Origin of the sequence: Actinacidiphila guanduensis (genome assembly GCF_900103985.1) — a bacterium.
GTDB lineage: Bacteria > Actinomycetota > Actinomycetes > Streptomycetales > Streptomycetaceae > Actinacidiphila > Actinacidiphila guanduensis.
Map to the genome: position 1 here is coordinate 348,886 of NZ_FNIE01000005.1, position 22,870 is coordinate 371,755.

The 22,870-nt window shown below is 72.7% G+C and carries 17 protein-coding genes; 10 read left to right on the top strand and 7 right to left on the bottom strand.

The window, feature by feature from the left end:
* Positions 1-66 precede the first annotated feature (66 nt).
* Complete coding sequence (gene ileS / locus BLR33_RS13155; protein WP_093784576.1) at positions 67-3,213, bottom strand: isoleucine--tRNA ligase; 3,147 nt, start codon at positions 3,211-3,213, stop codon at positions 67-69.
* Positions 3,214-3,906: 693 nt separating this feature from the next.
* Between ileS and BLR33_RS13160 the strand changes: the two genes are divergently transcribed.
* From BLR33_RS13160 to BLR33_RS13175, 4 genes are all read left to right on the top strand, one after another.
* Entirely contained in the window at positions 3,907-4,683 is a 777-nt protein-coding gene (locus BLR33_RS13160; protein WP_093784577.1) for a TraR/DksA family transcriptional regulator, read from the top strand.
* 650 nt (positions 4,684-5,333) lie between these two features.
* Positions 5,334-5,948: a signal peptidase II gene (lspA, locus tag BLR33_RS13165; RefSeq protein WP_093784578.1), complete on the top strand. Its 615-nt coding sequence runs from the start codon at positions 5,334-5,336 to the stop codon at positions 5,946-5,948.
* Between the two features lie 42 nt (positions 5,949-5,990).
* Positions 5,991-6,935 carry an RluA family pseudouridine synthase gene (locus tag BLR33_RS13170; RefSeq protein WP_093784579.1) on the top strand — a complete coding sequence of 315 codons (945 nt, stop codon included), beginning with the start codon at positions 5,991-5,993 and terminating at the stop codon, positions 6,933-6,935.
* Positions 6,936-6,955: 20 nt separating this feature from the next.
* On the top strand, positions 6,956-8,542 hold the full coding sequence (locus BLR33_RS13175; RefSeq protein WP_093784580.1) for a Na+/H+ antiporter: 1,587 nt from the start codon (positions 6,956-6,958) through the stop codon (positions 8,540-8,542).
* 53 nt (positions 8,543-8,595) lie between these two features.
* Here the strand turns inward: BLR33_RS13175 and BLR33_RS13180 are convergent, their stop codons facing one another.
* Positions 8,596-9,741, bottom strand: coding sequence for a mechanosensitive ion channel family protein (locus tag BLR33_RS13180; protein ID WP_093784581.1), 1,146 nt, complete (start codon positions 9,739-9,741; stop codon positions 8,596-8,598).
* Positions 9,742-9,874: 133 nt separating this feature from the next.
* Between BLR33_RS13180 and BLR33_RS13185 the strand changes: the two genes are divergently transcribed.
* Positions 9,875-10,498, top strand: a complete 624-nt coding sequence (locus tag BLR33_RS13185; RefSeq protein WP_093784797.1) for a dienelactone hydrolase family protein — start codon at positions 9,875-9,877, stop codon at positions 10,496-10,498.
* 60 nt (positions 10,499-10,558) lie between these two features.
* On the opposite strand, the gene BLR33_RS13190 is transcribed toward BLR33_RS13185, so the two are convergent.
* Positions 10,559-11,356 carry a thioredoxin domain-containing protein gene (locus BLR33_RS13190; protein WP_093784582.1) on the bottom strand — a complete coding sequence of 266 codons (798 nt, stop codon included), beginning with the start codon at positions 11,354-11,356 and terminating at the stop codon, positions 10,559-10,561.
* Positions 11,357-11,445: 89 nt separating this feature from the next.
* Positions 11,446-12,168, bottom strand: coding sequence for a hypothetical protein (locus tag BLR33_RS13195; protein ID WP_093784583.1), 723 nt, complete (start codon positions 12,166-12,168; stop codon positions 11,446-11,448).
* 202 nt (positions 12,169-12,370) lie between these two features.
* On the opposite strand from BLR33_RS13195, the gene dnaE reads away from it, so the two are divergent.
* The gene (dnaE, locus tag BLR33_RS13200; RefSeq protein WP_093784584.1) at positions 12,371-15,919 is read left to right on the top strand and encodes a DNA polymerase III subunit alpha; all 3,549 of its coding nucleotides are present in this window, start codon (positions 12,371-12,373) and stop codon (positions 15,917-15,919) included.
* Positions 15,920-15,988: 69 nt separating this feature from the next.
* Here the strand turns inward: dnaE and BLR33_RS13205 are convergent, their stop codons facing one another.
* Positions 15,989-16,171: a hypothetical protein gene (locus tag BLR33_RS13205; protein WP_093784585.1), complete on the bottom strand. Its 183-nt coding sequence runs from the start codon at positions 16,169-16,171 to the stop codon at positions 15,989-15,991.
* A gap of 229 nt (positions 16,172-16,400) precedes the next feature.
* On the opposite strand from BLR33_RS13205, the gene BLR33_RS13210 reads away from it, so the two are divergent.
* The 4 genes from BLR33_RS13210 (at position 16,401) to BLR33_RS13225 (ending at position 21,300) form a co-directional block, all read left to right on the top strand.
* Positions 16,401-17,567, top strand: a complete 1,167-nt coding sequence (locus tag BLR33_RS13210; protein ID WP_093784586.1) for an NYN domain-containing protein — start codon at positions 16,401-16,403, stop codon at positions 17,565-17,567.
* A 533-nt stretch (positions 17,568-18,100) separates the two neighbouring features.
* On the top strand, positions 18,101-19,120 hold the full coding sequence (locus BLR33_RS13215) for an ABC transporter ATP-binding protein (RefSeq protein WP_093784587.1): 1,020 nt from the start codon (positions 18,101-18,103) through the stop codon (positions 19,118-19,120).
* Positions 19,117-19,938 carry an ABC transporter permease gene (locus BLR33_RS13220; RefSeq protein ID WP_093784588.1) on the top strand — a complete coding sequence of 274 codons (822 nt, stop codon included), beginning with the start codon at positions 19,117-19,119 and terminating at the stop codon, positions 19,936-19,938. Before BLR33_RS13215 ends, BLR33_RS13220 begins: the two co-directional genes overlap by 4 nt.
* Before the next feature lie 570 nt (positions 19,939-20,508).
* The gene (locus BLR33_RS13225) at positions 20,509-21,300 is read left to right on the top strand and encodes an ABC transporter permease (RefSeq protein WP_245771377.1); all 792 of its coding nucleotides are present in this window, start codon (positions 20,509-20,511) and stop codon (positions 21,298-21,300) included.
* An 85-nt stretch (positions 21,301-21,385) separates the two neighbouring features.
* Here the strand turns inward: BLR33_RS13225 and ybaK are convergent, their stop codons facing one another.
* The gene (gene ybaK / locus BLR33_RS13230) at positions 21,386-21,910 is read right to left on the bottom strand and encodes a Cys-tRNA(Pro) deacylase (protein WP_093784589.1); all 525 of its coding nucleotides are present in this window, start codon (positions 21,908-21,910) and stop codon (positions 21,386-21,388) included.
* Positions 21,911-21,928: 18 nt separating this feature from the next.
* Positions 21,929-22,645: an LON peptidase substrate-binding domain-containing protein gene (locus tag BLR33_RS13235; protein ID WP_093784798.1), complete on the bottom strand. Its 717-nt coding sequence runs from the start codon at positions 22,643-22,645 to the stop codon at positions 21,929-21,931.
* Positions 22,646-22,870 lie beyond the last annotated feature (225 nt).

Sequence of the window (22,870 nt, forward strand, 5' to 3'; positions counted from 1 at the left end):
GTCACACGCACCACGCGAAAGGCCGGCCCCCGGAGACGGGGTGCCGGCCTTCGCGTTGTCCGCCTCTTACGACCGCCGGAGGTGGAACGTCAGGGAGAGACCCTCGTCGGTGAAGGCGGCCCCGAAGGTGTCGTCGGGAGCGCCCTCGGCGATCTCGGTGGCCAGCACCTCCTCCGCGATGAGGTCCGCGTGCGCGGTGAGCGCGGCGGCGACCTCGGGGTCCTCGGTGGTGTGCCGCAGCGCGATGCGGTCGGTGACCTCGAAGCCCGAGGACTTACGGGCCTCCTGGACGAGACGGATCACGTCCCGGGCGAGGCCGGCAAGGCGCAGGTCCGGGGTGATCTCCAGGTCGAGGGCGACCGTGGCGCCCGCGTCGGAGGCGACGGACCAGCCCTCGCGCGGGGTTTCGGTGATGATCACTTCCTCGGGCGCGAGCGCGATCTCCTCACCGTCCACGAGGACACTCGCCGTGCCCTTCTCGCGCAGGGCCGCCGACAGCGCAGCCGCGTCCGCCGCGGCGACGGCCGCCGCGACCGCCTGCACGCCCTTGCCGAACCGTTTTCCCAGCGCCCGGAAGTTGGCCTTCGCGCTGGTGTCCACCAGCGATCCGCCGACCTCGGAGAGCGAGGCGAGCGTGGCGACATTGAGCTCCTCGGCGATCTGCGCCCGCAGTTCGGCGGAGAGCTCGCCGAAGCCGGCCGCGGCGACGAGCGCGCGCGAGAGCGGCTGGCGGGTCTTGACGCCGGACTCCGCCCGCGTGGCGCGGCCGAGTTCGACCAGCCGCCGTACCAGCCGCATCTGCTCCGACAGCGCCGGGTCGAGCGCCGCCTCGTCCGCCACCGGCCAGCTCGCCAGGTGCACGGAGTCGGGCAGGTCGGGGGAGACGGGCACCACCAGGTCCTGCCAGACCCGCTCGGTGATGAAGGGCACCAGCGGCGCCATCAGCCGGGTGAAGGTCTCCAGCACATCGTGCAGGGTGCGCAGCGCCGCCGCGTCGCCCTGCCAGAACCGCCGGCGGGAGCGCCGCACGTACCAGTTGGACAGGTCGTCGACGAAGGCCGAGAGCAGCTTGCCGGCCCGCTGGGTGTCGAAGGACTCCAGCGCGTCGGTCACGTCCCGTACCAGCGCGTTGAGTTCGCCGACCAGCCAGCGGTCCAGCAGCGGGCGGTCGGCGACCGCCGGGTCGGCCGCCGAGGGCGCCCAGCCGGAGGTGCGGGCGTACAGGGCCTGGAAGGCGACGGTGTTCCAGTAGGTGAGCAGCGTCTTGCGCACCACCTCCTGGATCGTGCCGTGGCCGACCCGGCGGGCCGCCCACGGCGAGCCGCCGGCCGCCATGAACCAGCGCACGGCGTCGGCGCCGTGCTGGTCCATGAGCGGGATGGGCTGCAGGATGTTGCCCAGGTGCTTGGACATCTTGCGGCCGTCCTCGGCGAGGATGTGGCCGAGGCAGACCACGTTCTCGTAGGCGGAGCGGTCGAAGACCAGGGTGCCGACGGCCATCAGCGTGTAGAACCAGCCGCGGGTCTGGTCGATCGCCTCGGAGATGAACTGCGCCGGGTAGGTGCGCTCGAACAGCTCCTTGTTGCGGTACGGGTAGCCCCACTGCGCGAACGGCATCGAGCCCGAGTCGTACCAGGCGTCGATCACCTCGGGCACCCGGGTCGCGGTGCCGCCGCAGGTCGGGCAGTCGAAGACGACCTCGTCGATGTACGGGCGGTGCGGGTCCAGGCCCGACTGGTCGGTGCCGGTCAGGCCGGTCAGCTCGGCCAGCGAGCCGACGCAGGTGAGGTGGCCGTCCGGGCAGCGCCAGATGGGCAGCGGCGTGCCCCAGTAGCGGTTGCGGGACAGCGCCCAGTCCACGTTGTTGTCGAGCCAGTCGCCGTAGCGGCCGTGCTTGACGCTCTCCGGGTGCCAGGTGGTCCGCTCGTTCTCCCGCAGCAGGGCGTCCTTGACGGCGGTGGTGCGGATGTACCAGGAGGGCTGGGCGTAGTAGAGCAGCGCGGTGTGGCAGCGCCAGCAGTGCGGGTAGCTGTGCTCGTAGGGCACGTGCCGGAACAGCCGCCCGCGCGCCTGGAGTTCGGCGACCAGCGCCTCGTCGGCCTTCTTGAAGAAGACGCCGCCGACCAGCGGCACACTCTCCTCGAACGTGCCGTCCGGGCGCACCGGGTTGACCACCGGCAGGCCGTAGCCGCGGCAGGTGCGCAGGTCGTCCTCGCCGAAGGCGGGGGACTGGTGCACCAGGCCGGTGCCGTCCTCGGTCGTCACGTACTCGGCGTTGACGACGTAGTGCGCGTCGGGGATCTCGATGAAGTCGAAGGGCCGCTGGTACGTCCAGCGCTCCATCTCGCGGCCGGTGAAGCGCTCGCCGGTGGGCTCCCAGCCTTCGCCGAGCGCCTTGCCGAGCAGCGGCTCGGCGACGACCAGCTGCTCGTCGCCGTCGGTGGCCACCACGTAGGTGACGTCGGGGTGGGCGGCGACCGCGGTGTTGGAGACCAGCGTCCAGGGCGTGGTCGTCCACACCAGGAGCGCGGCCCGGCCGGCGAGCGGCCCCGAGGTCAGCGGCAGCCGCACGTAGACGGACGGGTCGACGATCGTCTCGTAGCCCTGGGCCAGCTCGTGGTCGGACAGGCCGGTCTGGTCGCGCGGGCACCAGGGCGCCACCCGGTAGTCCTGGACGAGCAGGCCCTTGTCGAAGATCTGCCGCAGCGACCACCACACGGACTCCACGTACTGCGGGTCCATGGTGCGGTAGGCCTCGTCGAGGTCCACCCAGTACCCCATGCGCGTGGTCAGCTCGGCGAACGCGTCGGTGTGGCGGGTGACCGACTCGCGGCACTTGGCGTTGAACTCGGCGATGCCGTACGCCTCGATGTCCTTCTTGCCGGTGAAGCCCAGCTCTTTCTCGACCGCCAGCTCCACCGGCAGGCCGTGGCAGTCCCAGCCGGCCTTGCGGGTCACATGGTGGCCCTGCATCGTCTTGAACCGGGGGAAGACGTCCTTGAAGACGCGGGCCTCGATGTGGTGGGCCCCGGGCATGCCGTTGGCGGTGGGCGGGCCCTCGTAGAACACCCACTCCGGGCGGCCCTCGGTCTGCTGGAGGGAGCGGGCGAAGGTCTTGCGCTCGCTCCACAGGTCCAGCACCTCCCGTTCGAGGGCGGGCAGGTCGACCTGGGCGGGCACCTGGCGGTACTGCGGCTGGCGCAACTCACTCATCAGGGGTTACTTCCTCCGGCGGGACGCTTGTCGCTGGTCGCGTGCTTCCGTCGGAGGGACGAGAGCGAGCGCTCCCGCGGTACCACCCTCCTTGGCGGCGTGGACGGCTCGCGGCCGCGCCCACCGCCCCCTCATTGGGGTCAGCGATGCCGGGTCTACTGGCCGGACGGGCACGACGGCCCGCGGTGTTCTTCCGGCGGCTCCGGGGTGATCTTCACACCGCGCACGCCCCCGGGCTTCCACCGTCCCCGGGTCGCTCATGGCTGCGTGCGGCGCTACTCGTCCCTTCCACGCCTCTCGCTGCGCCCAGTGTACGGGGCCGCGGCCGCTGGGTCGCCGCGGTTTTCCCCCGCCTCGGCCGAGCGGTGGCCGACTGATGGCCGACTGATGGGTTACTGGCGGCCGACCGGCGGTTCCAGTGCCGGCCGCCCACGGCCGCCCGTGGAAGCGCGGCATCACCCGTAGTGTGGTGGTATTGGCCCGAATGGCGGCTCTTGCCCTGCCTTGCGGCATGGTCCGGGGGCCTCACCGGAATACCTGGCGGTGAGCTGGGCACAACCGATGCAGACCTGTCTCCCGTCCCGGGGGTGCGGGTCGGCCCGGCAGCGCGCCCCGTTGCCGCGGGTCGATGCCCGATTTACCGTTTCCGGCACGATTCGCGCACAAGATCACTGAGGTGAAGGGGTCGCGGCCATGGTCGTGAAGAAGAAGTCGGCTGCCGCCGAGCCCTCCGGGGCCAAGGCGGCGGGCAAGGCGGCGACGAAGGCGGGCGCGACGAAGAAAGCGGCGAAGGCGGCGAAGAAGCCGGCCGGGAAGTCGGCGAAGGCCGCGGCCAGGACCGCCGCCCGCCCGGCGGCCAAGGGCGCGCAGGCCACGACGACGGGGAAGTCCGCGGGCAAAGCCGCGGGGACGGGGAAGGCGGCCGGAGCGGCCGCGAAGAAGGCGCCGGCCGGCAAGCGCGCGGCAGCGAGAAAGAAGACAGGAGCCCGCAAAGTGGCAGCTAAGAAGACCGTGGTCGGGACGGCAGCCTCGGCAGGCGGGGGATCGGCAGTGCCCGCGGCGCGGAACACGGCCGCGCCGGGGGACCTCGCGGTCCTGCCGGGCGAGGAGCCGTGGACCGAGGAGGACGTCGAGGAGGCCAGGTCCGAGCTGCTCGGCGAGGTCGAGCGGCTCAAGGCGGAGATCGCCTCCTCCGAGGCCGCCGTGCAGGGTCTGCTGCGCGACTCCGGGGACGGCGCGGGGGACGAGGCGGACACCGGGGCGAAGAACATCACCCGCGAGTCGGAGCTGGCGCTGGCCGCGAACACCCGGGAGATGCTCACGCAGGCCGATCGGGCGCTGCGGCGGCTGGAGGAGGGTACCTACGGGCTCTGCGAGGTGTGCGGCAAACCGATCGGCAAGGCGCGGATGCAGGCGTTTCCCCGCGCGACGCTGTGCCTGGACGACAAGCAGCGCCAAGAACGGCGTTGAGCCGCGCGGGGTTCCCCCGCGCCCCCGTACCCAGGGTGGCCCCTGTCCGGGGTTCCCCCGAGCCCCCGTGCTCAGGGCGCCCCTGCGCGGGGCGGCGCCGCGCCCTCCCGGGCAAGGGTGCCGCTCCGCGCCAGGGTGATGTGTGACACCTGCTGCGCGCGCAATTTGGGCGGTCTTGGGCTTCGCCACCGGCCGGAAGGGGCAGCTCGGTCCGTCCCGGACCACCGGCCGGCAGATGGCTTGTCGCGCAGTTCCTCCCCCAGAGCTTCGCCTGGGAGGTACCCCCAGCGCCCTGGGTGGTACGGCGCTCGCTTTGCGCGCAAAGGGCAAGCTCAATAGGGGCGCGGGGAACTGCGCGCGCAATTGGAGCGGTCCTGCGCTTCGCCACCGGCCGGGAGGGGCAGCCCGGTCCGTCCCGGATCACCGGCTTCGGGACAGCATTGGACCCCGTGGGGCAGACGGGTTGCCGTTCTTGGGGGCGCGGGGAACTGCGCGCGCAATTGGGATGGTCTTGCGCGTTGCCGCCGGGCGGGAGGGGCGGCCCGGGGCGCTCCGGGCCGCCGGGCGGGGGTTGGGGACCCGCTGGGGGGAGCGGGATCGCGTACCCTCTGGAGGGGGCCGGGGCAGCCCCCGGAGAGAGGGAAGAGCACGTGACGGAAGCGGAGCGCATCATCGGTACGTCCGAGCCGCCGGAGGCACCCCGTACGTCCGAGCCGCCGGAGGCCGGGGCCCGGGACGCCGAGGGGCAGCCGGCGACCCCCGAAGCCCCGCGCAGCGGCTCGCGGCGGATCCCCGTACTCATCGGCGTCGCCGTCTTCGCGTACGTGCTGGACCTCCTGTCGAAGCTCTGGGTCGTGCACAGCCTGGAGCACCACGACCCGGTCGACATCTTCGGGCACTACCTGCGGCTGGACGCCATCCGGAACGCCGGCGCCGCCTTCGGCATGGGCCAGGGGATGACCATCGTGTTCACGGTGATCGCCGTCGGCGTGATCGTCGTGATCGCCCGGCTCGCCCGCCGCCTGTACAGCGTGCCGTGGGCCATCGCGCTGGGACTGCTGCTCGGCGGCGCCCTCGGCAACCTCACCGACCGGGTCTTCCGCGCCCCCGGCGACTTCCAGGGCCGCGTCGTGGACTTCATCGCCCCCGTCCACTTCGCCGTCTTCAACCTCGCCGACTCCGCCATCACCTGCGGCGGCGTCCTGGTCGTGCTGCTCTCCTTCCGCGGCATCGACCCGGACGGCACCCGGCACCAGTCGGACTGACGGCGGACCCGGCGCCCCCGCGGCGGCCGTAAAATCGATCGGGTGACTACCCCCCAAGCCGAAATCCGCTCCCTGCCCGTGCCCGAAGGGCTCGAGGGCGAGCGTGTCGATGCCGCCATCGCCCGCATGTTCGGGTTCTCCCGGACCAAGGCCGCCGAGCTGGCGGCGGGCGGGAAGGTGACCATCGACGGCGCGGCCGCCGGCAAGTCGGAGCGGGTGCACGGCGGGGCCTGGCTGGAGGTCGAGATGCCCGCCCCGCCGGCCCCGGTGCGGGTGGTCGCCGAGCCGGTGGCCGGCATGGAGATCGTGCACGACGACGAGGACGTGGTGGTCGTCGTCAAGCCGGTCGGCGTGGCCGCGCACCCGAGCCCGGGGTGGAGCGGGCCCACCGTGATCGGCGGGCTGGCCGCGGCCGGCTACCGGATCTCGACCTCGGGTGCCGCCGAGCGCCAGGGCATCGTGCACCGGCTGGACGTCGGCACCTCCGGGCTGATGGTGGTGGCGAAGTCCGAGCGGGCGTACACCCTGCTCAAGCAGCAGTTCCGGGACCGCACGGTGGACAAGCGGTACCACGCCCTCGTCCAGGGCCACCCGGACCCGCTCAGCGGCACCATCGACGCCCCGATCGGCCGCCACCCCACCCACGACTACAAGTGGGCGATCGTCGCCGACGGCAAGCCCTCGGTGACGCACTACGACCTGGTGGAAGCGTTCCGCGCCGCGAGCCTGCTCGACATCAAGCTGGAGACCGGCCGCACCCACCAGATCCGCGTCCACATGTCGGCCCACCGGCATCCGTGCGCAGGCGACCTCACCTACGGCGCCGACCCCGTGCTCGCCAAGCGGCTGGGCCTGACCCGGCAGTGGCTGCACGCCGTCCGGCTCGGCTTCGAGCACCCCGGCGACGGGCAGTGGGTGGAGTTCGCCAGCGACTACCCCGAGGATCTGCAGCACGCCCTTGACGTGGTGAGGGCCGACAGCCAGTAGCCGCATGGCAGTCTGACGGCGTGGATCAGCTCGCGTTGTTCTTCGCCCTCATGCTCGCCGCGATCGTCATGGTGCCGCTGGCGGACCGGGTCGCGCTGCCGGCGCCGGTGCTGATGACCCTCTTCGGCGTCGCGCTCGCGCTGATCCCGCAGGTGCCCAACGTCCGCATCGACCCGGACCTGATCCTGCCGCTGGTGCTGCCGCCGCTGCTGTACGCGGCGGTGCAGCGCACCTCCTGGCGGCAGTTCGCGGCCAACCGGCGGCCGATCTTCCTGCTGGCGGTGGCGCTGGTCTTCATCACCACCGCGGCGGTCGCCTTCGTCGCCGACGCGATCGTGCCCGGCATCACCCTGGCTGCGGCCTTCACCCTGGGCGCGCTGGTCGCCCCGCCGGACCCGGTGGCGGCCACCGCGGTCGCCGGCAGCCTCGGCCTGCCCCGCCGGATGATCTCCATCCTGGAGGGCGAGGGGCTGTTCAACGACGTGACGGCGATCGTGCTCTACCACGTCGCCGTCGCCGCCGCGGTCTCCGGCCACTTCTCGGCCGCGCACGCCACCCTCGAACTGGTGCTGTCCGCGGTCGTCGCCGTCGTCGTCGGCCTGGTGCTCGGCTGGGGCGCCAACAAGCTGATGAGCGTGGTCGGCGACGCCACCTTGCAGACCGGCCTGTCCCTGCTGGTGCCCTTCGCCTCCTACGCCATCGCCGAGGAGCTGCACGGCTCCGGGGTGCTCGCGGTGCTCACCTCGGGCCTGTTCCTGGCCGAGTACGCCTTCGAGGCCGACGACGTGACCGCCCGCCTGGCCGGCAACACCTTCTGGGACATCGTGGACACCATGGTCACCGGCATCGCCTTCGGCCTGATCGGGCTGGAGATCCACACCGTCTTCGGGGTGGGCCACTGGGGGCCGATGCTGCGGCACGCCGGGGTGGTGGTCGCCGTGGTCGTCGGGGTGCGGCTGCTCTACCTGCTGCCGGCCGCCTGGGCCGCCCGGCGGCTCCACCGGCTGCGGGACATGGACGAGGACATCCCCATGACCTGGCGCGAGACGGTCACCATGTGGTGGGCCGGGATGCGCGGGGTGGCCTCGGTGGCGCTGGCGCTCGCCATCCCGCTCACCACGGACGACGGCCGCCCCTTCCCCGGCCGCCAGGAACTGCTCTTCATCGCCTTCGCGGTGGTGCTGGTCACCCTGGTGCTCCAGGGCCTCACCCTGCCCATGCTGATCCGCCGGCTCGGGGTGAGCAAGGACGTCGGCGCGGAGCACGACCAGGAACGGGAGTTGGCGCTGCGGGCGATGAAGGCCGCCCGCCGGCGGCTGCGGGAGATCGAGACGGCCGAGTCGCTGGACGAGGAGCTGGCCGAGATGCTCTACCACCGGGCGATCGACCTCGGCGCCCGCATCTCGCCGGACGTGCTGGACGACGAGCGACGCGAGAGCCACGCCCGCCGCGCCTCGCGGCTCAAGGCGCTGCGCCGCATCCAGGACGAACTGCTCTCGGCCGCCCGGCACGAGGTCGTCGCCGCCCGCAGCGAGCCCGGCTCCGACCCGGAGATCGTCGACCGGGTGCTGCGCCACCTGGACGTCCGCTCCCTGCGCGGCATCTGACGATGCGTCAGTAAAGTTCCGTGCGGTCCCGTCCCCGCCCGCACCGACCTCTGCTAGTCCGTCGCCTCGCGCGGGGACGGCGGCGGGGTGCCCACCTCGCGGCCCGGGCCCGGGCCCAGGTCCTCGGCGTCCGGCGGCTGCGCGGCCTCGCGGGGGCGCTGCTCGGCGATCCCGGGCGCGGGCGCGGTGCTGATCCGCGGCAGCGCGTAGGGGTGCTCGCAGCGCAGCCAGTCGATCAGCTGCTCGCGGATGATGCACCGCAGGTTGAAGATGTCGCTGGCGTCCTTCGCGGTGGCCAGCGCCCGCACCTGGATCGTCGTCGGCGTGGAGTCCACGACCACCAGGCCCCAGGCCCTGCGGTCCCACTCGGCGGCCTGCTCCAGGATCTCCAGCAGCCGCTTGCGCATCAGGTCCACCGGCGCCGCGTGGTCCAGGTGCAGCAGCACCGTGCCGGTCATCCGCGGGTCGCCGCGCGACCAGTTCTCGAACGGCTTGCTGGTGAAGTACGACACCGGCATCGTGATCCGCCGCTCGTCCCAGGTGCGCACGCTCAGGAAGGTGAGGGTGATCTCCTCGACCACGCCCCACTCCCCGTCCACCACCACCGTGTCGCCCAGGCGCACCATGTCGCCGAAGGCGATCTGCAGCCCGGCGAAGAGGTTGCCCAGCGTGGACTGGGCGGCGACACCCGCGACGATGCCGATGATGCCGGCCGAGGCCAGCATCGAGGCGCCCACCGTGCGCATCTCCGGGAAGGTGAACAGCATCGACGCGGCCACGATCACGCCCACGATCGCGGTGAACACCCGCTGGATCAGCGTCAACTGGGTGCGCAGCCGGCGGATCTTCGGCACGCTGTGGGAGGTCGCGGCGTAGCGGGCGTAGGAGGAGTCGATGACCGCGGCCGCCACCCGCACCACCAGCCAGCCCGAGGCGGCGATCAGCACCAGCGTCAGGCCGCGGCTGATCGCGGCCCCATGGCCGTACGAGGCGTGCGCGGCGTGGTAGGCGCCGCGCAGCAGCGCCGAGCAGAGCACCACCTGCGAGGGGAGCCGGCAGCGTCGCAGGTGGTCCCACAGCGGGGTCTCGGGGTGGCGGGCGTCCACCGAGCGCAGCGCCCGGTCGCCCACCCAGCCGACCGCGACGGTGAGCACCACTGTGGCGCCGATCACGATGGCAGGCCGCAGTACGTCCTGCATGGCCAGGAGGCTCCCTTCACCGGTTCGCGGCGGCATGCCGCCCGCCGCCGCGGGCGGCCCTATCCGCCATGTGTACGGCGTGGCCGCCGTCCGTGGCAACCGCCGCTCGGACGCCGGACGCGGGCCCGGCGGAATGGCACCATGGACGCGTACCCGGCCCACGGCGAACGAAGGCACCTCTGTGACCGCTGCGACAATCCTCCTGCTGCACTCCACCTACGGGCTGCGTCCCGCGGTGCACACCGCCGCCGACCGGCTGCGCGCGGCCGGCCACGAGGTGCACGTCCCCGACCTGTTCGACGGGCGGACCGCGGAGACGATGGAGGAGGGACTGCGGCTGCGCGAGGAGATCGGCCGCGACGAGCTGCTGCGGCGGGCCGTGACCGCGGCCGCCCCGTACTCCGAGGCGGGTCTGGTGTACGCCGGTTTCTCGCTGGGCGGCGCCATCGCGCAGAACCTGGCGCTGGGCGACGAGCGGGCCCGCGGCCTGCTGCTCCTGCACGGCACCTCGGACGTCGCCGACGACGCGGCCACCCACATCCCGGTGCAGCTGCACGTCGCCGACCCCGACCCCTTCGAGCCGGACGACTGGCTGAACGCCTGGTACCTGCGGATGCGCAAGGCCGGCGCCGATGTCGAGGTGCACCGCTACCGGGGGGCCGGCCACCTCTACACCGACCCCGAGCTGCCCGACTACGACGCCGAGGCCGACAAGCGCACCTGGGCGATCGCGCTGGACTTCCTCCAGGACGTGTAGCCGCCGTGGTCCGGGCCCGGACCGGCGGCCGGCCGCCCGGGAGGAAGTCCCGCGCGGCCGCTACTTCTTCAGGCCGGCCTCGATCGAGGACATCACCTGGTCCGAGGGGACGCCGGCGACCTGGATGTTGTTGCCGTTGAGCTTGACGGTCGGGGTCTGGTTGACGCCGGAGTCGTCGAAGGACTTGCTCATCGTCAGCGCCCACTTGTCGAAGGTGCCGTTGCGCACCGCGTCGGAGAACTTGGTGTTGTTCTTCAGCGCGGGCACCTGCTGGGCGAGCTTGATCAGGTGGTCGGCGTTGTTGAACTCGTCCTTGGTCTCGTCCGGGTGGACGGCCTTGGAGTAGAGCAGGGTGTGGTACTGCTCGAAGGCGTCCACCGACACGTTGAGCGCGGCGCCGACGGCGCTGAGCGCCTTCTTCGAGCCCGAGCCGCCCTCGCCGGCGTCCAGGAAGGTGCCGAAGGTGTACTGGATCTTGTACTTGCCGTCCTTGGCGCCCTGAAGCACGGCGGCGCCGGCCGTCTGCTCGTAGGCCGCGCAGATCGGGCAGCGCATGTCCTCGTACTCGTGCAGGGTGTTCTTGTTGGACGGGTTGCCGATCGTGATCGTCGTGCCGTTGGTGCCCGAGGTGTTGGCCGGCTTGACGAGCGGCTTCTTGGCGGCCGCGGACCAGTAGCCCGGCTTGTTGGCGTTGTTGACGGCCACCGCGATACCGCCGGCCGCGCCCAGGACGACGACGATGCCGACCGCCACCGCGATCTGGCGGCGGACCTTGGCGCGCTTGGCTTCCTTCTCGCGCTGGACGCGCAGCCGCTCGCGGGCGGCGGCCTTGGCGGCCTTGCTGTTCCGGGTGCTCATGACAGACATCTCCGTTGGGGGTACGCGTGGGTGTGGGGGTGAGGACCGGTGTTCGGCGCGGGCGCTGCGGTGCCGTGGCCGCGAGGGCGTCAGGCGGCAGCGAGGGCGACGGGCGGTCCCCGGCGTACGAGGGAGTGCAGCAGGGGCCCGGCGGCAGGCGCGGCCGCGGGGCCGGCGGCGGCCGGGCGTAGCCGCGGCCGGGCGGGCCCGGCGGCGGTGCGGGCGAGGGCCGCGGCGAAGAACAGCGGGCGGAACGCGGCGGCGGCCACCGCGCGCAGCACCTGGTGCAGCGCGGCCTCGCCGCGGCGCAGCCACCACGAGGCGAGCAGGCCCACCGCGATGTGCAGGGCGAGCAGCAGCCAGGGCAGCACCGAGACGCCGGCGTGCCCGGTCACCTGGCCCGTGACCTGGCGGGTCATCTGGGACCCGGCCTGCGTCACGGTCACCCCGGGCAGCCGGCCGCCGACCTGCCCGTGGCAGACCACCGCCTCGTGCAGGGAGTGCCACGAGCCGGTCACCGGGCCGCCGCCGGGCCCGTAGCAGGACTGCTGGCCGTAGGTGAAGAGGGTGTCGATGGTCAGCTCCAGCGGCACCATCATCCCGGCGATCGCCCAGAAGCCGCGCTCACGGCGGCCGGCGAGCACGTAGGCCAGGGCGAAGACGGCGGCGAAGGCGCACGCGACCGCGGCGAGCGGCAGCGGGCGGTGGGCCATCAGCACGTGCGAGGTGGAGGAGAGCGTGACGCAGACCGCGGCGAACAGGGCGGCGCGCGCCGCCCTGAGCCGCGGGCGTATCGCGCCCGTCGTCTCCATGGGCACAGAGTGTGCCACGTGCGGCTGTGTGTGCGGCCCAAAGGGCGGACAAGGACCTGCGCGGGACCGGCGAAGAAGGGGCCGCGACCGGAAACCGTACCGCTTCGGGGCACGCGCGCCGGGTACGCCCGCGGTGTCGGACCCTGGTCGTAGACTTCCAGGCGCCGCAGATCCACCGCTCCTGCCGGAGGTGTCGCCACCCGTGACCGATCAGCCCTTCACGCATCTGCACGTCCACACCCAGTACTCGCTTCTGGACGGAGCGGCGAGACTGAAGGACATGTTCAAGGCGTGCAACGAGATGGGCATGTCGCACGTCGCCATCACCGACCACGGCAACCTGCACGGCGCCTACGACTTCTTCCACCAGGCGAAGGCGGCCGGGGTGACCCCGGTGATGGGCATCGAGGCGTACCTGGCGCCGGAGTCGCGGCGGTACAACAAGCCGGTCAAGTGGGGCGCCCCCCACCAGAAGAACGACGACGTGTCCGGCGCCGGCGCCTACACCCACATGACGATCTGGGCACGCAACGCCACCGGCCTGCACAACCTGTTCCGGGCCCAGTCCCGGGCCTCCTTCGAGGGTTACTTCCGCAAGCCCCGGATGGACCGCGAGCTGCTGAGCGAGTACGCCGAGGGCCTGATGGGCACCACCGGCTGCCCCTCCGGCGAGATCTCCACCCGCATCCGCCTCGGGCAGATGGACGAGGCGCTCAAGGCCGCCTCGGAGTACCAGGACATCTTCGGCAAGAACAACTTCTTCGTCGAGATCATGGACCACGGCATCGACATCGACCGCCGCGCCCGCGACGGCCTGATGGAGATCGCCAGGAAGCTCAAGGCGCCCTTCGTCGTCACCAACGACTCGCACTACACCTACGCCGAGGAGGCCTCGGCGCACGACACCCTGCTGTGCATCCAGACCGGCTCCAACATGTCGGACCCGGACCGCTTCAAGTTCGACGGCTCGGGCTACTACCTGAAGTCCGCCGCCGAGATGTACGCGATCGACTCCTCCGACGCCTGGCAGGAGGGCTGCCGCAACAGCCAGCTGCTGATCGCCGACCGGGTCGACATCGCGGGGATGTTCGAGCCGAAGAACCTGATGCCGCGGTTCGACGTGCCCGAGGGCTACACCGAGGTCACCTGGTTCCGCGAGGAGGTCGCCCGCGGCATGAAGCGCCGCTTCCCCGGCGGCATCCCCGAGGACCGGCAGAAGCTCGCCGAGTACGAGATGGACACCATCATCCAGATGGGGTTCCCGGGCTACTTCCTCGTCGTCGCCGACTTCATCATGTGGGCGAAGAACAACGGCATCGCGGTCGGCCCCGGCCGCGGCTCGGCGGCCGGCTCGATCGTCGCCTACGCCATGGGCATCACCGACCTCGACCCGGTCCCGCACGGCCTGATCTTCGAGCGGTTCCTCAACCCCGAGCGCATCTCGATGCCCGACGTCGACATCGACTTCGACGAGCGCAGGCGCGGCGAGGTCATCCGCTACGTGACCGAGAAGTACGGCTCCGACAAGGTCGCCCAGATCGCCACCTACGGCACCATCAAGGCCAAGGCCGCGATCAAGGACTCCGCCCGCGTGCTCGGCTACCCCTTCTCCATGGGCGACCGGATCACCAAGGCGATGCCCGCCGACGTCCTCGGCAAGGGCATCCCGCTGTCCGGCATCACCGACAAGGACCACCCGCGCTACAGCGAGGCCGCCGAGGTCCGCGCGATGTACGAGAACGAGCCGGACGTCACCAAGGTGATCGACTCCGCGCGCGGCATCGAGGGCCTGGTGCGGCAGATGGGCGTGCACGCGGCCGGCGTGATCATGTCCGCCGAGCCGCTCATCGACCACGTGCCGATCTTCTCGCCGAAGAACGACGGCGCCGTGGTCACCCAGTGGGACTACCCGAGCTGCGAGTCGCTCGGCCTGCTGAAGATGGACTTCCTCGGCCTGCGCAACCTGACGATCATGGACGACGCGGTCAAGTCCATCAAGGCCAACAAGGGCATCGACATCGACCTGCTGGCCCTGCCGCTGGACGACCCGGCCACCTACGCGCTGCTCAGCCGCGGCGACACCCTGGGCGTCTTCCAGTTCGACGGCGGCCCCATGCGCTCCCTGCTGCGCATGATGAAGCCCGACAACTTCGAGGACATCTCCGCCGTCTCGGCCCTGTACCGGCCGGGCCCGATGGGCATGAACTCGCACATCAACTACGCGCTGCGGAAGAACAAGCAGCAGGAGATCACCCCGATCCACCCGGAGCTGGAGGAGCCCCTCAAGGAGGTCCTCGACATCACCTACGGCCTCATCGTGTACCAGGAGCAGGTGCAGAAGGCCGCCCAGGTGCTCGCCGGGTACTCCCTCGGCCAGGCCGACCTGCTGCGCCGCGCGATGGGCAAGAAGAAGAAGGAGGTCCTGGACAAGGAGTTCATCCCCTTCCAGGCCGGCATGCGCGAGCGCGGCTACAGCGACCAGGCGATCCAGGCCGTGTGGGACGTGCTGGTGCCCTTCGCCGGCTACGCCTTCAACAAGGCGCACTCCGCCGCCTACGGCCTGGTCTCCTACTGGACCGCCTACCTCAAGGCCAACTACCCGGCCGAGTACATGGCGGGCCTGCTCACCTCGGTGAAGGACGACAAGGACAAGATGGCGCTCTATCTCAACGAGTGCCGCCGGATGGGCATCAAGGTGCTCCCCCCGGATGTCAACGAGTCGAACGCCAACTTCACCCCGCGCGGCGACGACACGATCGTCTTCGGCCTGACCGCCGTGCGCAACGTGGGCACCAACGTGGTGGAGTCCATCGTCAAGTGCCGCCGCTCCAAGGGCCGCTACGCCTCCTTCCCGGACTTCCTGGACAAGGTCGAGGTCGTGGTCTGCAACAAGCGGACCGTCGAGTCGCTGATCAAGGCCGGCGCGTTCGACGAGATGGGCCACACCCGGCGCGGCCTGACCGAGCACTTCGAGTCGATGATCGACAACGTGGTGCAGGTCAAACGCAAGGAGGCCGAGGGCCAGTTCGACCTCTTCGGCGGCATGGGCGGCGACGACGGCGAGGAGACCCCCGCCTTCGGCATGGACGTGGTCTTCTCCGACATCGAGTGGGACAAGTCCTACCTGCTGGCGCAGGAGCGCGAGATGCTCGGCCTCTACGTCTCCGACCACCCGCTCTTCGGCATCGAGCACATCCTCAACGACAAGACCGACGCCTCCATCGCGGCCCTGGCCGGCGACTACGCGGACGGCGCGATCGTCACCATCGGCGGCATCATCTCCGGCCTGCAGCGCAAGATGACCAAGCAGGGCAACGCGTGGGCCATCGCCACCGTGGAGGACCTGGCCGGCTCGGTGGACTGCATGTTCTTCCCCGCCACCTACCAGCTGGTCTCGACCCAACTGGTCGAGGACGCCGTCGTGTTCGTCAAGGGGCGGCTGGACAAGCGGGAGGACGTGCCGCGGCTGGTCGCCATGGAGCTGCAGGTGCCCGACCTGACGGACGTGGGGGCCAACGCGCCGGTGATGATCTCCATCCCGACGGTGAAGGTCACCCCGCCGCTGGTGGCCCGGCTCGGCGAGGTGCTGGAGAGCCACAAGGGCAACACCGAGGTGCGGGTGCGGCTGCAGGGCGCCCGCAGCACCACCGTGCTGCGGCTCGACCGGCACCGGGTGACGGCCGACCCCTCGCTCTTCGGCGACCTCAAGGCGCTGCTCGGCCCGGCCTGCCTGGCCGCGGCGGCGAGCTGACCGGACACGCGACGCGGGGGCGTCCCCGAAGGGACACCCCCGCGCGGTGGAAGTGCGCGACAGGCGCGATCAGTTGTGGCCGAAGCGCTTCTGCTGCTTGCGGGTGACCTCGGTGGCGGAGGGCATCACGCGCTCCTCGGTCATGGTGCCCGCGGCGCGCTCCTGCGGCTCGCCGGCCCGCTCGGAGCGGCGCTCGCGCTGGTCGTGCTGCTGGTCGTGCTGCTGGCGGTTCTGGTTCCGGTTCTTAGCCACGATCGTGCCTTCCTAGTGTGGGGATTTGCCGGCCGATGGGGGCCGTCATCAGATTTGCACGCGAGTACGAAGCGCGCATTTCGGGCACGTTGACGGGGAAGACGCTCGGTAACCGGCCGCGACCGCCACGCCGAAGATCGCGTTCGGGGTCTCAACCCCCGAGCATTCGGGCACACTCGGGGGAAACTCGGGAGCATCCGTGCCGGGGGCCGACCGGAAGAGGTGCGAAATGGACCGCTGCGTCGTCCTGGTGGACGCCGGCTATCTGCTGGGCGCAGCGGCGAGCTTGCTGGCGGGCGAACCATCCCGCTCGCGGATCGTCGTCGATCATGCCGCCGTGGTCGCCGGCCTGCGCGAACGCGCGGAACGCGAGACCGGGCAGCCGCTGCTGCGGATCTACTGGTTCGACGGAGCGCCCGACCGGGTTCCGCAACCCGAACACCGGCGACTGCGCGTGATGCCCAGGGTCACGGTCCGCCTCGGCGCACTCACCCGAACGGACGGCAGGTGGGCGCAGAAGGGCGTCGACGCCGCCATGCACGCCGAGCTCTCCGAACTCGCCCGCAACCGGGCCTGCTCCGACGTGGTGCTCGTCACCGGGGACGGCGACCTGCTGCCCGGGATGATGTCCGCCAAGGAGCACGGGGTGGCCGTCCACCTGTGGGCCGTCCAGGCCGCCGACGGCGACTACAACCAGTCCGAGGACCTCGTCGCCGAGGCCGACGAGCGGCGGGTGCTGGACCGGGCGTGGATCACCGCGGCGATCCACGCCCGGGAGAGCGCCGCGGCCTGCCAGCCGGCCGGGCAGCGGCCCGGGGTCGGGCCCGAGATCGCGGCGATCCTGGCCGCGCCGCTGCCGGAGTCGCCCGAGGCGCCGCCCGAGGGCCCGGCGAAGAACGGGGTGGCACCGGCCGAGCCCACCGCGCCGGCGGCGCCGCACGGAAAGGGCGTGCCCACACCGAAGGACCTCGCCGACCTCGGCCGGCACCAGGCGCCACCACCGCCGGTGCACGCGCCCAGCACGCTGCGCTGGTCCTCCGACAAGGGCTGGACCGACCGGCCCGACCCCGCCGACGCCGGCCTGCCGACGCTCGCCCAGCTCACCACGGCCGAGCAGCGCTGGGCCGACCGCGAGGCCGACATCACCGCGGTGAGCGGCGATCCCTACGAGGTCGGGCAGGTCTTCGCCCGCCGGTGGATCGCCCGCGTCTCCGACCAGTCCCTGCTCCAGCAGCTCTCCGCCCACTACCCGCGCGTCCCCCACCGCATCGACGGCGAGCTCCTCCGCTACGCGGCACGCTTCGGCCTCCTGGCCCACAAGGACGATCAGATCGACGAGAACGATCGCTACGCGATCCGCGCGGGCTTCTGGCGCGAGTTCTCCACCGATAGCTAGCCGGCAGCTGGCCGCTGGGCTGCGAGGGTACGGCGTGCCCCCCGAGCCCAGGGTGCCCCTGCGCGGGGCAGCGGCACGCCCTCCCGGGCGAAGGGTGCCGCTCCCACGCGGGGCACTGTGTGCGATCCAGGGGGTACCTCCCGGGATCGGTGTCGGGCTTTGCCACCGGCCCGAGGGGGCGGTCCGGTCCGTCCCGGACCACCGGCCGGTGGTGGGCTGGTGGGGGTCCCCCCTCTGGGGGAGCAGTTCCCCGCGCCCCTGTTCGGTCAGCCCTTCGCGCGTAGGGCGAGGCGTATCACCCAGGGGCGCTGGGGGTACCCCAGCGCCCCTGAGAAACCTTGCCCTTCGCGCGAACGGCGAGGCCGTACAACCTGAGGGGCGCGGGGGACTGCTCCCCCCAGAGGGGGCACCCCCACAGCCGACGACGAGGTGCAGGCGGCAGCAGCGGCTAACCCCTACGGCGAGAAGCCGCCCCGTCACGGGGGCGGGGCCGTTTGCCTTTGTGCGGCGATGACCGCGTACGCTCGGGGACCGTGGAGAGCACGCAGAAGCAGGGGGGCGCCGGTGACGGCCTCGCGTGCTCGGTGCGCGGCCTGGTACGGACGTACCCGGGCAGCCGTGGCAGACCGGGTCGGCGCAGCCGGCCCACCCCGCCCGTACGCGCCAACGACGGCATCGACCTCGACATCCGCCGCGGCGAACTCTTCGGCATCCTCGGCCCCAACGGCGCCGGCAAGTCCACCCTCGTCCGCCAGCTCACCGGCCTGCTCCGCCCGGACGCCGGCAGTATCGACCTGCTCGGCCACGACCTCGTCCGCCACCCCGAGCGCGCCGCCCGCCTCGTCGGTTACCTCGGCCAGGAGTCCAGCGCCCTGGACGAGTTGACCGTCGCGCTCGCCGCCGAGACCACCGGCCGGCTGCGCGGCCTGGACGCGGCAGCCGCCCGCACGGCCCGCGACGCCGTCCTCGACGAACTCGGCCTCGGCCCGATCGCCGCCCGCCCCCTCAAACGCCTCTCCGGCGGCCAGCGCCGCCTCGCCTGCTTCGCCGCCGCCCTGGTCGGCCCCCGCCCCGTCCTCGTCCTGGACGAGCCCACCACCGGCATGGACCCCGTCGCCCGCCGCGCGGTGTGGGCCGCGGTCGACCGCCGCCGCACCGAGTACGGCGCCACCGTGCTGCTCGTCACCCACAACGTCATCGAGGCCGAGACGGTCCTGGACCGCGTCGCCGTCCTCGACCGCGGCCGGGTGATCGCGTGCGACACGCCCGTCGGGCTGCGCTCCCTGGTCGAGGGCGAGGTTCGACTCGACCTGGTGTGGCGGCTCGAACCGCCGGGCGAGCTGGCCTGCGTCGCCGCGCTGCGGCCGCTCGCCGAGGTGGCCGGCCGCCGCTGGACGCTGCGGCTGCCGCAGGACCGGGCGCGCGCGGTCGTCGCCGAGATCACCGGCGGGCCCGCGTTCGAGGCGCTGGACGACTTCACCCTGGCGATGCCGAGCCTGGAGGACGTCTACCTGGCCCTGGGCGGCAGCGGCGAAGGGCTGGTGAAGCTGTGACCGTCGCCACGCAGGACGGCGCGCTGTCCGGGGAGCGCGCCGCGCCCGGACCCGCGCCGCTCGCCCCGCGCGCCCGGCTGTGGCCCTCGCTCGGCGCCGTCTACCGGGCCCAGCTCTCCCGCGCCCGGGTGGCGCGGATCCCGCTGCTGTTCGTCGCCACCTTCCAGTCCATCGGGATCATGGTGATGCTGCGGGGCGTGGTCCACGCCGGGGACGGGGAGGCGGCCCGCGCGGTCGTCGCCGGCTCCAGCGTGCTGGTGGTCGCCTTCGTCGCGCTCAACCTGCTCGCGCAGTACTTCGGGCAGCTACGGGCCTCGGGCGGGCTCGACCACTACGCGACGCTGCCGGTGCCGCCGGCGGCGGTCGTGCTCGGCGCGGCGGGGGCGTACGCCTCCTTCACGGTGCCGGGCACGCTGGTCACGGCGGTCACCGGGTGCCTGCTCTTCCATCTCACCCTGACGAACCTGTGGGTGCTGGTGCTGGTCGTGCCCCTGTCGGGGGCCGCGCTGTCCGGGCTCGGGGCGGCGCTGGGGCTGCTCGCGCCGCGGCAGGAGATCGCGACGCTGCTCGGTCAGCTCGGGATGTCCGCGGCACTGCTGCTCGGGGTGCTGCCCGCCTCGCACATGCCCGCGCCTGTCTCCTGGGCCCGCGACGCCCTTCCCTCCACCTACGGGGTGGAGGCCTTCGCCCGCACTTTCGCGGGCCGCTCCGCCACGGACTGGCCCGCCGTCTTCGCCGACCTCTCCGTCTGCGCGGCGGTCGGCATCGCCTCCCTGGCCCTCGCCACCTGGTCCTACCGCCGCGCCGCCTGCCGTTAGCCGCAAGCTCCGCAGGCAGACGGGGTACCTCCCGCCGTAGGGGTTCCCCGCCACCCCCGCCCGCAGCCCGCCTTGGGCTGCGGGGGTGCCCCCTCCGGCGGAGCAGTCCTCCGCGCCCCCAAGAACGGCAACCCGTCGTAGGGGCTTCTCCCGACTCCCGGCCACAGGCCGCCCTGGGTTGCTCGCGCAGTTCCCCGCGCCCCTGGGTGGTACGGCCTCGCCCTGCGCGCAAAGGGCAAGCACCTCAGGGGCGCTGGGGGCACCTCCCAGGCGAAGCTCTGGGGGAGGAACTGCGCGCTCAGCCAAGAGCCGGCCTGCCGCCGGGCACGGCGGGAACCCCCGCGGCGGGGAGCCGCCCTCGCACCGTGCGGGCAGCACTCGGCACCGGTGGGAGAACCCCCGCGGCGGGTAGCCGCAGCCCCGTACAGAAAGACCTGGCACGATGGGCGAGTGACCGCACCGCTGACTCCGCCGGAGCCCCCACCCCACTCGCAGCCCGCGCAGCAACAAGCGCCGTATCCGGGCGGCGCCACCGTTTTTCCGCCCGTGGCGGCGCGGGAGCCGGTCTCCGTGACCCGTGAGGCGGGGCGCGGAGCCCTCGTCGCGGTGGCGGTCGCGGTGAGCGGGCTGCTGCTCGGCCTGCTGTGGCTGTGGCTGTCGCCGCGGGTACCGATGATCTCCGACGGCCAGGCCGTGTACCTGAAGGACACCGAGGGCGAGGAGGCGATCGGCGGCGACGGGACGTTCGTCCTGATCGCCCTCGTCCTGGGCGCGCTGAGCGCCGCCATCGTGTTCTGGCGGATGCGCCGCGGCGGGCTCGCGGTGGTGCTGGGGCTGGCCGCGGGCGGCGCGGCGGCCTCGGTGATCGGCTGGAAGTTCGGCGCCGCGCTCGGCCCCACCTCGGACATCGTCGCCCACGCCAAGGCGGTCGGCCCGAAGGTGGTCTTCGACGGGCCGCTCCAGCTGCGGGCCAAGAGCGCGATCGTGGTGTGGCCCGCGGCGGCGATGCTCGTGCACATGGTGCTGACGTACGCGTTCGGGGAGCGGGAGGAGAGCGGCGAGGGCGCCGTGGTCCCGGCCTTCCCGCCGCCGTACGCGCAGGGCGGCCCGGTGCCAGGTCCCGTTCCCGGTCCTGTTCCGGGCCCGGTGCCGCCGCACCACCCGGATACGGGCCCGCAGGGCGCCACGCAGGCCCCGGACCCGAACGGCTCCGCCGGCATGAACGGTTCCTCAGCCGCGACCGGCCCGAACGCCCAGGGCTCCGCCAACGGCGCCCGGCCGCCGCGGGACGCCCCCGAGCCGGACGACGGCGCGGTCCCCCACCACGGCGGCCGCCCGGGCGGCGAGACCACGGACGACTGACGGGGCCGGGGGACGCGCGGGGCCCTTCCGGGGGCCACCGCGCCAACCGGGGACCGGCCCCCCGGAAGCCGCCCTGAAAACGTCCCTAGCCCGCCCTGCCCACCGGTGCCGTGACCGCCGAGGTCAGGGCGACCAGGGTCTGCGGGGACAGCTCCAGTTCCAGGCCGCGCTTGCCCGCCGAGACGAAGACCGTGGGGTGGGACAGGGCCGTCTCGTCCACCACCGTGGGGAGCGGGCGGCGCTGGCCGAGCGGGGAGATGCCGCCGCGGACGTAGCCGGTGGTGCGCTCGGCCGCCGCCGGGTCCGCCATCGCCGCACGCTTGCCGCCGGCCGCCGCGGCCAGGGCCTTCAGGTCGAGGGAGCCCGACACGGGGACCACAGCCACGGTCAGGGCGCCGTCCACCTCGGCGACCAGCGTCTTGAACACGCGGCCCTCGACCTCCTCCGGGGCGATGCCGAGGGCGGCGCCGAGCGCCGCTGCCGCCTCACGGCCGTAGGACAGCTCGGAGGACGCGTCGTGCGCGTACGCGTGCAGCGTGTAGGGCGCCCCCGCGCGGTCCAGCGCCACCGTCGCCGGGGTGCCGCCCCCGCCGCGGGCCTTCTTCGCCATCTCCCGTGGACCCCCAGCTCAATTCGCGCAGATCGCCTGCTGCACCAGGTCCACCGCGGGCAGCGACGGCAGCTTGTCGATCACCGCGGTCTCCCGCCGCAGCAGCCGCAGCTCCTCGGTGAGCCGGGCCGCGGAGTCCGTGGCCTCCAGCAGCTGCTGCTTGGCCGGCGTCTCGACGATCATCGCGGCCGCGACCAGGTACGACAGCACGGTGGCGTCGTCGGGCAGCTCCTGCGCGGAAAGGGTGCGCTCCCGCGAGCCCGCCAGCTTCTTCTGGTACGCCCGGAAGGCCCGCGTCACCTCGGGCACCAGCGCGCCCGCGCCCGTCCCCGTCTCCTCGGGCAGCTCCTCGATCTCGGCCGTCAGGTAGGGGCCCGAGGCGTCCACCGACAGCAGCCGGAAACGGGTGACGCCCGTGGCCACCAGCTCGAAGCCCTCCTCGCCGCGGTGGGAGATGCCGGCCGCGTCGGCGACGCAGCCGAAGGCATACAGGGCCGCGAGCGGGTCGTCGCCCAGGCCGGCCGCGGCGCCGCTGTCCCGGCCGTCCTGCCCGGTGGGGGCGACCTCCTGGCCGTTCTTGATGGCGACCACAGCGAACCGCCGGGGCCCGCTGTCCGGCAGTTCCAGGAGGTCGTGGACGAGGGCGCGGTACCGCTCCTCGAAGACGTTCAGCGGCAGCACCAGACCGGGGAACAGCGCCGAGCTGAGCGGGAAGAGCGGAAGGCGTTCGGTCACAGTGAGCCAGGGTACGGGCAGGGCGGCCCCGTCCGTCACCCGCTGTGCGCACTCCGCGGGAGACGGCACCCGTGCGGAGGCCGGGACGGGACCCCGGCGCAAGCCCCGCGCGGCCGCGCACAGCCCCTGTACAGGCCCAGCACAGGCCCCGTGCAGCCCCCGTGCGGCCCAGGAACAGATCCCGCGCGAGACCCCTGCTCAGGCGCCCGTGCAGCCCCCTGCCCA

What these genes read in the sequence shown, in the direction of transcription:
- ileS (WP_093784576.1), bottom strand. Translation starts at nt 3,213, where the DNA reads ATGAGTGAGTTGCGCCAGCCGCAGTACCGCCAGGTGCCCGCCCAGGTC.
- BLR33_RS13160 (WP_093784577.1), top strand. Translation starts at nt 3,907, where the DNA reads ATGGTCGTGAAGAAGAAGTCGGCTGCCGCCGAGCCCTCCGGGGCCAAG.
- BLR33_RS13180 (WP_093784581.1), bottom strand. Translation starts at nt 9,741, where the DNA reads ATGCAGGACGTACTGCGGCCTGCCATCGTGATCGGCGCCACAGTGGTG.
- BLR33_RS13185 (WP_093784797.1), top strand. Translation starts at nt 9,875, where the DNA reads ATGGCACCATGGACGCGTACCCGGCCCACGGCGAACGAAGGCACCTCT.
- BLR33_RS13190 (WP_093784582.1), bottom strand. Translation starts at nt 11,356, where the DNA reads ATGAGCACCCGGAACAGCAAGGCCGCCAAGGCCGCCGCCCGCGAGCGG.
- BLR33_RS13195 (WP_093784583.1), bottom strand. Translation starts at nt 12,168, where the DNA reads ATGGAGACGACGGGCGCGATACGCCCGCGGCTCAGGGCGGCGCGCGCC.
- BLR33_RS13210 (WP_093784586.1), top strand. Translation starts at nt 16,401, where the DNA reads ATGGACCGCTGCGTCGTCCTGGTGGACGCCGGCTATCTGCTGGGCGCA.
- ybaK (WP_093784589.1), bottom strand. Translation starts at nt 21,910, where the DNA reads ATGGCGAAGAAGGCCCGCGGCGGGGGCGGCACCCCGGCGACGGTGGCG.